Annotated in this window: 10 protein-coding genes and 1 pseudogene; 6 read left to right on the top strand and 5 right to left on the bottom strand. The window is 61.7% G+C overall.

The features are described 5' to 3' along the window. Window positions 1-155 precede the first annotated feature (155 nt). Entirely contained in the window at window positions 156-1,016 is an 861-nt protein-coding gene (locus HB780_RS24730) for a 5'-nucleotidase, lipoprotein e(P4) family (RefSeq protein WP_183689988.1), read from the top strand. Between the two features lie 254 nt (window positions 1,017-1,270). Here the strand turns inward: HB780_RS24730 and HB780_RS24735 are convergent, their stop codons facing one another. Next, on the bottom strand, window positions 1,271-2,566 hold the full coding sequence (locus HB780_RS24735) for an ABC transporter substrate-binding protein (RefSeq protein WP_183689989.1): 1,296 nt from the start codon (window positions 2,564-2,566) through the stop codon (window positions 1,271-1,273). 151 nt (window positions 2,567-2,717) lie between these two features. Here HB780_RS24735 and HB780_RS24740 point away from each other — a divergent pair, with 151 nt between their 5' ends. The 4 genes and pseudogenes from HB780_RS24740 (at window position 2,718) to HB780_RS24755 (ending at window position 7,461) form a co-directional block, all read left to right on the top strand. Further along, window positions 2,718-3,740, top strand: coding sequence for a LacI family DNA-binding transcriptional regulator (locus HB780_RS24740; protein ID WP_183689990.1), 1,023 nt, complete (start codon window positions 2,718-2,720; stop codon window positions 3,738-3,740). Window positions 3,741-3,780: 40 nt separating this feature from the next. Then, window positions 3,781-5,638: pseudogene (locus tag HB780_RS24745) on the top strand (DUF2264 domain-containing protein). Further along, entirely contained in the window at window positions 5,635-6,657 is a 1,023-nt protein-coding gene (locus tag HB780_RS24750; RefSeq protein ID WP_183689991.1) for a hydroxyacid dehydrogenase, read from the top strand. Before HB780_RS24745 ends, HB780_RS24750 begins: the two are co-directional and overlap by 4 nt. 216 nt (window positions 6,658-6,873) lie before the next feature. Then, window positions 6,874-7,461: a transglycosylase SLT domain-containing protein gene (locus tag HB780_RS24755; RefSeq protein ID WP_183689992.1), complete on the top strand. Its 588-nt coding sequence runs from the start codon at window positions 6,874-6,876 to the stop codon at window positions 7,459-7,461. Window positions 7,462-7,476: 15 nt separating this feature from the next. On the opposite strand, the gene HB780_RS24760 is transcribed toward HB780_RS24755, so the two are convergent. The 4 genes from HB780_RS24760 to HB780_RS24775 form a co-directional block, all read right to left on the bottom strand. Further along, on the bottom strand, window positions 7,477-8,742 hold the full coding sequence (locus tag HB780_RS24760) for a Gfo/Idh/MocA family protein (RefSeq protein ID WP_183689993.1): 1,266 nt from the start codon (window positions 8,740-8,742) through the stop codon (window positions 7,477-7,479). A 50-nt stretch (window positions 8,743-8,792) separates the two neighbouring features. After that, window positions 8,793-10,205, bottom strand: coding sequence for an enolase-like domain-containing protein (locus HB780_RS24765; RefSeq protein ID WP_183689994.1), 1,413 nt, complete (start codon window positions 10,203-10,205; stop codon window positions 8,793-8,795). A gap of 33 nt (window positions 10,206-10,238) precedes the next feature. After that, window positions 10,239-11,384: a Gfo/Idh/MocA family protein gene (locus HB780_RS24770; protein WP_183689995.1), complete on the bottom strand. Its 1,146-nt coding sequence runs from the start codon at window positions 11,382-11,384 to the stop codon at window positions 10,239-10,241. A 136-nt stretch (window positions 11,385-11,520) separates the two neighbouring features. Further along, window positions 11,521-12,216, bottom strand: coding sequence for a TetR/AcrR family transcriptional regulator (locus HB780_RS24775; protein WP_183689996.1), 696 nt, complete (start codon window positions 12,214-12,216; stop codon window positions 11,521-11,523). Window positions 12,217-12,398: 182 nt separating this feature from the next. Between HB780_RS24775 and HB780_RS24780 the strand changes: the two genes are divergently transcribed. After that, window positions 12,399-13,682: an ABC transporter substrate-binding protein gene (locus HB780_RS24780; RefSeq protein ID WP_183689997.1), complete on the top strand. Its 1,284-nt coding sequence runs from the start codon at window positions 12,399-12,401 to the stop codon at window positions 13,680-13,682. The last annotated feature ends 10 nt before the right edge of the window (window positions 13,683-13,692 follow it).

Here is a 13,692-nt window from a genome sequence, read left to right on the forward strand (position 1 = left end):
ACGGAAAAACAAAAAAACTAACCGCCTAGAGGCTGTCACATACTTGACACATTTCTTGCGAGCACGAACTATCCGGAACACGGCATCGGCATACATCAGAAGTCGTTGATATGCTTTGCGGATTTTCAATAGCCAATAATGATAAGGAGAACAGCGTGAGAAACGGATATTTTGGGCGCCGGGCGCTCGTCGTCGCCGTCGGCCTTGCCGCCGCCCTGCCGGCTCTGGCGGCCGACTTGCCGGCAGCCCAGCCCGACGACAATCTCAACGCGGTTCTCTGGGACCAGACCTCGGTCGAGGCCAAGGCCAATGCGCTCGGCGCCTACGCGCTCGGCCGCATCCGGCTCGACGAAGCGCTCGCGGACAAGAGCTGGACCGCAGCGCCGGTCGAACAAACCGGCAATTTCCAGGGCCTCCTGCCCGCAATCATCCTCGATGTCGATGATACCGTGCTCAACACATCGCCCTATCAGGCCCATAACATCACCGCCGGCACCAGCTTCACGCCGGATAGCTGGACCAAATATGTCAACGCCCAGCAGGACAGTCCCATTCCGGGCTCCGTCGAGTTCACGCAATATGCGGCGTCCAAGGGTGTGAAAGTCTTCTACGTCACCAACCGCACCGCCGATGAGGAGGGCCCGACCGTCGAGGAAATGAAGCGCTTCGGCTTCCCGATGGGCGACAATGTCGATACCTTCCTCAGCGCCAAGGAACAGCCCGACTGGGGCTCCGCCAAGGGCACGCGCCGCGCCTTCATCGCCAAGAACTACCGTATTCTGCTGCTGTTCGGCGATAATTTCGGCGACTTCACCGATGACTACAAGGGCACGATCGAGGAACGCCAGAAAGCCTTCGACGCCAACGCCGCCCATTTCGGCCACGACTGGATCGCCATCGCCAACCCGACCTACGGCTCGTTCGAAAGCGCGCCCTACAAGGGCGACTACAAGCTTCCGCCTGAAAAGCAGCGCCAGCTGAAGCAGGATGCTTTGAAGCCCTGGGATGGGAAGTAACGATCCTCGATAGAGGCTTGTCAGGTGAGTTCACGCTTGCCGTAACTCGGTGCCTGGCCCCTCACCCCAACCCTCTCCCCGCATTGCGGGGCGAGGGGGCTCTACAATAAGCTTCCGCTAGAGCGGAAAAGCTGATCGTTCACGCTGTCGTCCCTTCTCCCCGCTTGCGGGGAGAAGGCTAGGATGAGGGGCCAGGCACAGAGCTACAGCAAAGCCGAACTCACCTGACCGTCACCAATATAGCCAGCTATCAATCAACTCTTCCGCTTCAACTTCAGCGCGCCCTCTTCCACCAGCTTCTGTGCCGCTTCCGCGACCGTGATCTTGCCGAAGGCGAGCTGGTCGGCGACGGGGCGCATGACGTTCTGGTCGAACTCCTGCGAGCCGAGCGGCGCGGGCGCGGGATAGGTGCCGACCTGATCCTTCAACAGCTCGACATATTTCACCGTCTCCTGCTCCACCGGGTTCAGCGTCGGCAGGATGGCGGCGCGCACGGCGGGCGACATCGGCACGCCGCGTTCGACGCCGAGGATCTTGCCGGCATCGGGATCGTTGACGAAGAAGTTGATGAACTTCGCGGCCGCCTCAGCATTCTTGCTGGTGGCGCCGACGCTCCAGATCAGGGCCGGGCGATAGTAATGGCCGGACGGGCCGTCCTTCTTTTCGCGCGGCAGCATCGTGATGGCGAGCTTGCTCTTGACCACGAGCTGATAGCCGACGAGCTGGTTGGAATAGGCCATGCCGATGGCCGATTTGCCGAGTGCCAGGCAGTTGCTTTCGATGACGTTCTGGTCGAGCGTCTGGACATCGGCCGAGACCGTGCCGCCACGCTGGCGCAGGTCTTCCCAATAGGAGTACCATTCCTTGGCATCATCGACGCCAAAGCCGAGACCGCCATCATCCGAGTAAAGGCTCTTGCCACGCTGGTGCAGCCAGGCATCCAGCACGTAGTTGTAGCGTGCGCCATAAGGGCCGCCCCAATAGCCGCGCTTGCCGGCCGCCTTGGTCATTTCAACGACAAGATCGGCATAGTCCGCCCATGTGGTGGTCGGACCGGGCGGCGTCAGGCCGGTCTTCTTGAACATCTCCTCGTCATAGAACATCGCAAAGGAGTTGAGCCCCAGGCCGACGCCATAGAGCTTGTTGTCGACGGTGGTCAGCTTCAGCACATCCTTGCCGAAACTGTCCACATTCAGCGTCGAGGGCACGAATTGGTCGAGCGGCATGCAGGCGCCGCGCTTGGAATAATCCGAAATCGTGCTCGGCTCAAGCTGGAAGACGTCCGCTATGTTCTGGCTGGCCATGCCGGTCGCGAGCTTTGCCCAATAGCCGTCGCCGCTGATGCTTTCGCCGATGACGGAAACATCCGGGTTCTTGGCATGGAACAGCTCGGCGACACCGATCGTGCGCTTGCCGCGATCGGGCGAGCCCCACCACATCGCCCGCAATTGCGTCGCGTCGGCAAAGGCGGGCATGGCCCCTCCACCGAAAGCGAGCCCCGCTGCGGCACCGGCAGTTCCCATCATGAATGAACGACGATTCAGGCGCATGAGATTCCTCCTTCTCTTGCGTTAATATCCGCGACGATCTCCCCGACGCCTTCTGCGGATAAATTCTGCGTGAAGATATGCAACTTCATTGCGAAACGCAAGAAACAATCTTTTTCTTGCAAATTTGCGTAATTTGCACGATTGTTGCGCTATGAACGAGCTTCGATCCAAACGCATCACCCAAGCCGATATTGCCAGCAGGGCCGGCGTCTCCGTCTCCACCGTGTCGCGGGTACTGACCAATGAACCCGGCATCAGCGACACGATCCGCCAGCAGATCTTCAAGGTGGCGAGCGATCTCGGCTATCCGCTAAAAGCCGCTGCCGATACCATGCCGGGAGGACTAGCGTTGATCGCCAGCGACAGCGCCACGGGCGGCCTCAGCGTCTTTTACGAAGGCATTCTCGAGGGCTTGCGCGCCGGTGCCGCCGAACGTGGCATGCCCTTCGACATCCGCCTCGTCCGCGAGGCAAGGACGTCACCGGAGCATATCCAGGAGCAGCTTCAGGCGGCTGGCGCCGAGGGGCTGTTCCTCGTTGGTATCGATCCGCCCGACGACCTGCGCCCCTGGCTGGAGGAAAGCGGCACGCCGACCGTACTCGTCAACGGAAACGACCCGAAGCTGCGCTTCGACGGCGTTTCGCCCTCGAATTTCTTCGGCGCCTATGCCGCGACCCGCCGGCTACTGGATGCCGGCCATCGCCGTATCCTGCATTTCACCGGCTCCCATCGCCAGACCATCCGCGAACGCGTCCGCGGCTTCGAGGCGGCGATCGCCTCGGTGGAGGGCGCCGAAGGCCGGCTGGTGCCGATGACGTTTCGCGGCAGCTCCAGCCATGAAGCCCATGATACCACCGCCGCTATCCTCGCCGAAGACCGCAGCTTCACCGCCGCCTTCTGCATGAACGATTTCATCGCCGTCGGCGTGCTTGATGCCGTGGTGGAAGCCGGTCAGCGTGTGCCCGAGGATTTCGCCATCGTTGGCTTCGATGACCTGCCCTGTGCCCTGATGACCAATCCGCGTCTTGCCACCATGCGTGTCGACCGCGCTGCCCTCGGGCGCGAGGCGATCAACCTGATGATCGCCCGCTTGCGCGATCGCGACGCGCCCGCCCGTCAAGTCTGCCATGCCGTCACACCCGTCCCCGGTGGCACCCTTCCGCCCGAAACCTGAACCGCGTCTCCTGCGGAGGCGCCAAGCAAGAGCCAGACCGATGATCTACGACCCCGTCAGCACCAATCCGCTCGCCGGCAATCCGCTCAAAAACCGCGCCGACATGCGTTGCGCGCTGACCGACCTGTTCGATCCGCTGCTGCCTTACTTCTCCAAGGGCAATGCTCGCGTCCGCATCGACGCCGCCGGCGCGCATTTCGACCGTGCCGCCGCCGATCTCGAAGGTTTTGCCCGCCCCCTCTGGGGCCTTGCGCCGCTCGGCGCCGGCGGCGGAGATTTCGCCCATTGGGCCCGCTTTGCCGAGGGGATCGCCAACGGCGTTGACCCCAGCCATCCGGAATATTGGGGCGGTGTCAACGGCCGCGACCAGCGCATGGTCGAACTCGCTGCCCTGGGCTTTGCACTAGCTCTGGTGCCGGAGAAGATCTGGGAGCCACTGGATACCCGCGCCCGCGGCAATCTCATCGCCTACCTCAAGCACGCCCGTACCTTCGACTATGCCGACAACAACTGGCGCTTCTTCCGCGTGCTGGTGGACATCGCGCTGGACCGGCTTGGCGCCACCTTCGACCGCAGCCTGACGGAGGATTACCTCAAGGAGCTGGACGGGTTCTACATCGCCGACGGCTGGTATCGCGACGGCAATATCCGGCGCATCGACCACTACGTACCCTTCGCCATGCATTTCTACGGGCTGATCTATTCCAAGCTCGTCAATGACGACCGCGCCGAGCGCTACCGCGAGCGCGCCGTGCTCTTCGCCAAGGACTTCCGCCACTGGTTCGCCCCCGATGGCGCCACCATCCCCCTTCGGCCGCAGCCTGACCTACCGCTTCGCCTGCGCCGGCTTCTGGTCGGCACTGGCCTTCGCCGATGTCGAGGCGCTGCCCTGGGGCGAGATCAAGGGGCTTTGCCTCCGGCATCTGCGCTGGTGGGCCGACAAGCCGATCGCCAATCGCGACGGCACGCTGCCGATCGGCTACGCCTATCCCAACCTGCTGATGTCGGAAAACTACAATTCCGCCGGCTCGCCCTATTGGGCTTTCAAGGCCTTCCTACCGCTGGCGCTCCCCGAGACACATCCCTTCTGGACGGCAGAGGAAAAGCCGCAAAGTGCTGAGCCAGCTATCGTGCCGCTCAAGCATCCCGGCATGGTAATGATGCACAGCAAGGCCGATGTCGTGGCGCTGTCTTCCGGTCAGGAAAATCAGCAGATGCGCTTCGGGGCGGAAAAATACGCCAAGTTCGCCTATTCCGCCCGCTATGGCTTCAGCATCGAAAGCGACGAACGCGCTTTCACCGGCGCTGTCTTCGACTCGATGCTCGCCTTCAGCGATGACGGCCTGCACTACCGCGTCCGCGAGACCAATCAGGAAGCGAAGCTCGCCGGCGATACGCTCTATGCCAAATGGTCGCCCTTGCCCGACGTGACCGTCGAGACCTGGCTGATCCCCGCCACGCCCTGGCATGTCCGCCTGCACAAGATTACCACGCCACGGCCGTTGCAAACGGCCGAAGGCGGCTTTGCCATCGCGCGGCGCGATTTCGAGGCCGACACGCTCTCAGCCGGCAAGGGTGCTGCCTATGCCATCGGCGAAGAGGATTTCAGCGGCATTGTTGATCTCGGCTCGACAGTCGCCCGCGACGGCGTGGCACAGAAGGCGCCGCCGAACACCAACCTGATCGTCGCCAAGACGTTGGTACCGCAGTTGCGCGGCACGATCCCGGCGGGCGAGACCATTCTCGTCTCTGCCATTCTCGCCGAGCGCGATCCCTCGGCTATCTCCGGCGCCTGGACGAAGCCACCCGCAAAACCCGACATCGACGCCCTGCGCGCCCTGATCGCCGAGAAAGGCATCGATGTCAGCGCCATCGAAGCGCCGGGACGCCTGCCATGACACCATCTGCCTCCCGCCCGACCATTGCCTTCTCCATGCAGCCGACGCGTACGCAGCATGTGCTACCGCCTGGCCTGATCCAGCGCCTCGACACGATCGGCCGTGTGCTCGATAGTGAGCCGATGGTGCGCTTCGACGACGAAAGAGCACGCAAGCTGCTCGGCGAAACGGAGATCCTGATCACCGGCTGGGGTTCGCCGCCCATTAACGAGGCTGCACTGGCGCAGGCGCCACATCTGAAGCTGGTGGCGCATGCGGCGGGCACGGTGAAGGGCCTGATCGAGGACGGCCTGTTCGACAGGAACATAGTCGTCAGTCATGCGGCGCAAGCCAATGCCCTGCCGGTCGCCGAATTCACCCTTGCGGCGATCATCTTTGCCGGCAAGCAGGTCTTCCGCTTTCACGACCTCTATGTCGCCGACCGTAACCGCCACCGCACCCAGCCGATCCAGGCCGAAGCCATCGGCAATTACGGCAGCACGGTCGGTATCATCGGCGCATCGCGCATTGGCCGCCGGGTGATCGAACTGCTTGCACCCTTCGACTACCGGATCCTGCTATACGATCCGATGGTCGATGAGGCGGAAGCCTCGCGTCTCGGCGTCGAGAAGACCGAACTCGACGCCTTGATGGCCAGCGCCGATATTGTCTCGCTGCATGCCCCTTCACTGCCGGTAACGCGGCATATGATCGACGTCCACCGCCTGTCCCTGATGAAGCCCGGCGCGACCTTCATCAACACGGCGCGCGGCGCATTGGTCGATGAAGCAGCGCTGCTTGCCATCCTGAAAACCGGCCGGATCGATGCGATCATCGACGTCACAGATCCCGAGATCCCGGAGGCAGGCTCGGCCTTTTACGATCTGCCGAACGTCTTCCTGACACCGCATATCGCCGGCGCCGTCGGCCTGGAACGCACCCGCCTCGGCGAGATGGCAGTCGAAGAAGCCATCCGCTTCATCGAGGGAAAACCGCTGCTCTATGAAATCCGTCGTGAGGATCTGGCGCGCATGGCGTGACGCAACGCAGCAATTTCACGAAAACACCCTGAAAACGCCCCATTTCGGCACGCCTGAAAAACCGGTTTTTAATCATTCCCGGCTAGCAATCTCTTAGCGCATGACCCCAAAAGTTCGGCTTCGAATTTTTGGAAAGGATCATGCGCCAACGAAGTTGTTGCTGCGTCCTTTGCGCGTCCACAAGACGCGCGGCGCAGCAATGAAGAGGTTCTAGTCATGCGTACTCGCGTTCTTTCCATTCTGGCTGTCTTGCTGCTCGGCGTGCTGGCAAGCTGCGCCACCGCGCCCAGTCGTACCCGCAATGTCTGCGCGATCTTCGATCAGCGCGACGGCTGGTTCAACAACTGGCAGCGAGCGGCCGAGCGCACCGAGCGCAAATACGGCGTTCCCGTGCCAATCCTGATGGCGACGATCTACACCGAATCCGGCTTCCAGCCGCGCGCCCGTCCGCCCAGACGATATTTGCTCGGCTTCATTCCCTGGAAGCGCCCATCGAGCGCCTACGGCTTCTCGCAGGCACTGGATGGCACATGGGACAAGTATAAGCGCGAGACAGGCAACTGGGGCGCAAGCCGCACCAGCTTCTCCGACGCCATCGATTTCGTTGGCTGGTATCACTACCGGACGCACCTCGAGACCGGCATCGCGCTCAACGATTCCTATGATCTCTATCTCGCCTATTATTCCGGCACGAAGGGTTATCTGCAGGGATCATGGCGCGGCAATGCGACGGCGCTCGCCGGCGCAAAGCGCTTCAACGGCATGACCGCGATTTACGCGCAGCAATTGCCGGGCTGTAGCTAGCGACAGCCCGCGCCTTTACGGCCGCGCCTCCAGCAAATTCAAGCCGCCATCCTCGCCCCAGATATCAGCGATCGAAACCTGCTGACCGGTGCGGCTGCTTTCCAGCGCCGCGATGCCACAGAGGACCGAGAGCGCGCCGGCGCGTGAACCGGCGCGTTGTCTCAGCTCATCATTCGGCCCGGACCGCAGCAGCATGTTGCGCAGCCGGTCGTCGCCGCCATAGTGGCCGCCGGAGGAATGCGGCACCCAGATGCGCTCGACATCGCCGAAATTCTTCATGACGACGATTTCGTCCGCCGGCGGCGTCGTCCATTTCTGCTTCTCATATTGCCGCATCTCGATACGGCCCTTGTGACCGTTGAAGGCGATGTGGTGGCCCTCGATCGGCATGTAGGTGTTCAGCGAATAGGAGACGTTGACACCGTTGCGATAACGGATCGAGGAGACCATCGTGTCAGGAATGTCGATATCCTCGCGGAAGACACAGGCATCGCGGACATAACCATCGACCGTCGACGGATCCTCATAGAGACTTTCGAGCAGCGGCGTCGCGCTGATATCGAGATAATAATCGCACTCGTCCTTGTACCGACAGCCACGACAGCGCTCGCCGCGGAACGGGCCCTTGCGGCCGTAATGCTTGAGATCGGCGAAGGCTGAGACCGTTTCCGGATCGGAATCAAGATACCAGTTCAGAAGATCGAAATGATGTGTCGCCTTGTGAACGAAGAGGCTGCCGGAATTTTCAACAAAGGCATGCCAGCGGCGGAAATAATCGGCGCCATGGCTGGTATCGAGATACCAGTGAAAATCGACGGAAGTGACATCGCCGATGACGCCGGAATTGATCAGCTCCTTGATCTTTGCCGCCGTCGGAGCGAAGCGATAGTTGAAGGAGACGTCGAGCCGCTTGCCGGTCCGCGCCTCGGCATCGAGAATGCGCTTGATCTTGTCGACCGTCGTCGTCATCGGCTTTTCGCTGATGACATTGGCACCGGCCTCCATCGCCTTGACGATCAGGTCGTCATGGGCGGAATCGCGCGTGCAGACAATGACGAGATCGGGCTTTTCGACCCGCAGCAGCTCGTCGAAATCGGTATAGACCGGCACCCGGGCGCCAATATACTCCAACGCCCGTTTCGCCCGCATCGCATTGAGATCGCAGACGGCGACAAGCTCGACCTCGTTGCCCCAACGCTCGACCAGATCCTTGCCCCACATGGTAACGCCACGATTGCCGGTTCCAACCAGGGCATAGCGCTTCTTCGATGACGACGGCATGTTCTTCCTCCAGAGTCTGGTTTCCCCTTCTCCCCCAGGGAGAGAAGGAATCATCTCTCCATCGCGCTCCAGTCGGGCGCGATGGACGAACCGAGGCCGATGGCGCTGACGACCGAGCCGATGGCGATCCTTCCGCCTTCGATCCTCAGCCGAGTCCGCCCGTCACGAACGGCATAGAGATCGTCATGTGCCCGCGCGAAAGCCGCCTGCTCGGCTTCGGGCGCGCCGGCCATGCCGTCGACATAGTGGTGACCGTTGCGCTCGATATGCGTCATGCCGATCAGCGAAGCGAGCGCCAGATCCTGCTGCACGGCAAGACCACCCTGCGTCGTCAGGTCTTCGGCCGACATGAAATAGGGTATCCCGTCATCGGCGCTCCACTTGGCGACCCGCGCCCGGTTCAATAGCGAGCGATAGAACCCCTTGCAGGATTTGGAGGAGATGCCGGTATAGCCAAGCCGCCTCGCCGTTATGAAAGCATTGATGTCGGCATCGGATTCATCGATCTCAACCGGCTTGAAGGCCGCAAGCGCCGACACCGGTTTCTCGAAAGCATAGGCGCGGGCGATCGGCTGCTCCACGAACAGGATCGACGTCGCGAACCGCGCCAGTCTCGGCTCGGCCTGGATGCGGGCCAGCAGATCGGCCACCGCCTCGGCGGACGAAAACTGTTCGTTGCCATCCAGCGTCACCGAATAGACCGGCACCTTGGCGTCGATCACCGCGGCAATCCGGCAAAGGCGATCGATATCGGCATCGGGAACGCCCGACACCTTCACCTTGAAGAAGGTCAGGCCATAGGTATCGATCGCCTCTTCGAAGCTTTCCGGCAGCCCGTCGTTGAGACGCTCGTCCGCTGCGATATCGCGCGTCTCGATAGCATCGACGAGGCCGACGGTGTGGCGGGCGGCGAGGCTCCGGGCCGGCGCCAATGTCGAAAGGAAGCCTGAGAGATCGAAACCTTCCAGATCCGGCGTGGTCGATGCGTCGATGCCGGGACGGTTGGCCTTGATTGCCTGCGCGACCGTCAACCCTTCCAGCCGGCAGAGGGCATCGAGCATCGCCCTGTTGGCGAGCGCCAGGCCGAAGGAGGCGACCAGTCCGTTCAGCGTCTCGGCGGCGGCCCGCGCATGATGGGCCGCTTCAACGGCCGCATGCAGCGTGAAAGCCGTCCCCAGCCCCGCGCCTTGCAAGGCATCGAGCGCCAAAGCCAACGAGCGGCGAAGCTGGTTTTCATTATCGGCATTGGTGAGCTCAGGCGACTTGTCGAACCATTTCGGCACCATCAGCTCGGCCGCCATCCCGCTTGCCGAACGACCACTCGCATCCTCGATCCGGACACGCAGAAAAATCTGCCGCGCCTCCCGCAGCGTCGCAGCGCCGAAGCGGAAGGGAAGCCGCAACTTGACGGGGCGCTCGAAAGCCTCCGCCTCGACAAGTCTGATTTTCAATGGCTCGGTCATGGCAGGACATTCCTCTTGCGGCGGTGAGCCGGCTTAGATTTCCAGCGGCTCGACATCCAGCCAGCGGCGCTCGGCCCAGCTTTGCAGGCCGAGTGAGGCAAGCTGCACGCCCTTGGCGCCTTCCGTCAGCGTGTAGCGCCAGGGCGCGTCCTCGAGTACGTGGCGCAGGAACATTTCCCACTGGATCTTGAAGCCATTGTCATAGATCTGATTGTCCGGCACCTCGTCCCAGGTGTCGAAGAAATCGATCGTCTGCGGCTGGTCCGGGTTCCACACCGGCTTCGGCGTGTTGACGCGGTGTTGCGTGAAGCAGCGGCTCAATCCGGCGACAGCTGAGCCATGCGTACCGTCCACCTGGAAGGTGACGAGATCGTCGCGACGGACGCGCACGGCCCAGGAGGAATTGATGTGCGCGACGATACCGCCTTCAAGCTCGAAGGTGGCATAGGCCGCATCGTCGGCGTCGGCGACATAGCGCCGTCCGGCCTCATCGACGCGTTCGGGAATATGGGTAGCGCCGAGGCAGCTGATCGCCTTCACCGGTCCAAAGAGATTATCAAGCACATAGCGCCAGTGGCAAAGCATATCGAGGATGATGCCGCCGCCGTCCGCCTTGCGGTAGTTCCAAGACGGCCGCTGCGCCGTCTGCCAGTCGCCTTCGAAGACCCAATAGCCGAACTCGCCGCGCACCGAGAGGATCTTGCCGAAGAAGCCGCTGTCGCGCAGCATGGCGATTTTGCGAAGACCGGGCAGGAACAGTTTGTCCTGCACCACGCCATTCTTCAGCCCGGATGCCTTGGCCTTGCGGGCAAGCGCCACGGCCGCATCGAGATCGTCCGAGATCGGCTTTTCGCAATAGATGTGCTTGCCGGCGTCCAACGCCTTGGAAACCAGTTCGGCGCGCATCTGCGTCGTCGCCGCATCGAAGAAGATCGCATCGTCGGGATCGGCGAGCGCGCCGTCGAGATCGGTGGTCCAGCGCTCGATGCCGTATGTACGGGCCAGCTCCTCCAGCCGCGCCGCATTGCGGCCGACAAGGACCGGATCCGGCATGACTCGTTCGCCATTGGACAGCAGCACGCCGCCCTCGGCGCGCAACGCCACGATCGAGCGGATGAGATGCTGGTTCAGCCCCATGCGTCCCGTGACGCCGTGCATGATGATCCCGATGCGTTTCATGATCCCTCCCGATCGTTTGACCCGACTCCCTCCCGAGTCAGGAAAAGCAAAGGCTTGGCCAAGCAGCCAATGTAACTATATAGTTACACGATGGCGCGATCCATCCGGGCTTGTCAATCGCCTTTCGAAAATTTCTCTAGACCTTGATCGAGGCGAGCGTCACCGAGACGATGTGCTCGCCCCAGGCTTTCAGCGCGGCGGGTGCCATCAGCCTGCGGGCAAAAATCGTCGACAACGTATGGCGGTTGGACAAATAGAAGAAACCGAGTGCTGCGACGGTCAGGTAGACCGAGACCGGATCGACGGCCGGCCGGAAGACGCCGGCTGCTTCACCACGTCGCAGCACGCCGGCAAGCTCGTCGATGAAATGCGAGTGCATTGCCAGAATCTTGTCGGAGCGCTTCAGATAGTGCGCCTCATGCAGGTTTTCGGTGGCGAGCAGACTCAAAAACTCCGGATGATGGAGAAAGTGATGCCAGGTGAACAGCGCCAGTTCCCGCATTCCTTCCTCGGGATTGCGGTTGGCGAGATCCAGTTGTTTCTCGGCGCTGCGGATTTCGGCATAGGTTGCCTCCAGAACGGCGACATAGAGGCCCTCCTTGTCGCCAAAATAATGATAAAGCATGCGCTTGTTGGTCTGCGCCCGCGCAGCAATCGCATCCACCCTGGCGCCACCGAAGCCATGCGCGGCGAATTCCGCCATTGCCGCATCCAGGATCATGGCATGGGTGCGCTGCGGATTGCGCGGCACCTTCTTCGGCTTGGTGATCGCATTGCCATCCACCTCGGCCTTTGCAGATTTTTCAGGTCCTTGCCCTGCCTTTGTCGCCATTGGCATTTCCCCTCCCCGATCTATCTCTCTGACGACGAGCGCCTCTAGCTTCAGCGCGCGTCGTTTTGATTGTGATACGATTGGTGCTTGACAGCGGTCGCGTTTCTATCCAACTTGTAACCAAATAGTTATATCTTGCATAGCAGTTCGTAGATCATCGGTTAACTGGGGAGGAGACCAGGATGACTTTAACGATCGACCGCCGGCAATTGCTTGCCGGCATGGCAGCAACGCTTGCTTTCGGCAGTATCGGACTTGGCCGCGCCAATGCGGCAACAGCGATGCGGCTTCTTTGGTGGGGATCCAAGGAACGCGCCGACCGCACATTCGCAGCCGTAAAGGCCTATCAGGCGAAGAACCCGGACGTAAGCATCGCCGGTGAAACCTTCGGCTGGGACAGCTACTGGACGCGTCTCGCCACGCAGACCGCCGGCGGCAATGCGCCCGACCTCATCCAGATGGATTATCGCTACATCTTCGAATATGCGCGCCGCGGCACGCTGCTCGATATGACGCCCTACCTCGGCAAGAGCCTCGCGATAGAGGATTTCGGCGCTCCCAACATCAATTCCGGCAAAGTCGACGGCAAGATTTATGGCGTCAACCTCGGGGTCAACTCCTCGATGGTCGTCGTCAATGCCGCCGCCTGGCAGGAAGCTGGCGTTGAACAGCCGCATGACGGCATTACATGGGAGCAGCTTGGCGACGCCTGCGCCAAGGTCACCGCCGCCAAGAAGCGCCGTGGTTTCTACGGCACCGGCGATCAAAGCGGCGGGGAGCCCGCTCTCGAATGCTGGCTGCGCCAACACGGCAAGGCGCTCTACACCAATGACGGCAAGCTCGGCTTCGAGGCCAAGGACGCCGCCGAATGGTTCGCCTTCTGGGCCGAATTGCGCAAAAGCGGCGCCTGCGTGCCGGCCGACGTGCAGGCACTCGACCAGCAGACCATTGAAACCGACATGCTCGTGACCAAAAAGGCGGCTGTCAGCTACGCCCATTCCAACCAGTTCGTCGCCATCCAGGGCCTCGTCAAGGAAAAGCTGGATCTGATCGCTTATCCCAGCAACCCGGACAGCAAGCCCGGCCAATACCTGAAGCCGTCGATGCTGATGTCGGTTTCGGCGAGTTCCGCCAACAAGGACGCCGCCGTCGCCTTCATCAACTATCTGGTCGAAAGTCCTGACGGCGCCAAGACGCTCGGCGTCGAGCGCGGCGTTCCCGCCTCGCCGAAGATCCGCGATCTTCTGACGCAGGACCTCGATGCAATCAGCAAGCAGGTCGTCGACTATATCGGCCGCCTGACACCGCATGTCGGAGCACTGCCGCCAGCTCCGCCGAACGGCGCCGGCGAAAATGCGTTCCTCTTGAAAAAAATCGCCGAGGAAGTCGCCTTTGGCAAAAGCAGCACGCAGGACGGCGCAACGAAATTCGTCGAACAGGCAGCAGCAAACATAACGCGAGGCTGATACCGTGGGT

It is taken from the genome of Rhizobium lusitanum (genome assembly GCF_014189535.1).
Lineage (GTDB): Bacteria > Pseudomonadota > Alphaproteobacteria > Rhizobiales > Rhizobiaceae > Rhizobium > Rhizobium lusitanum_C.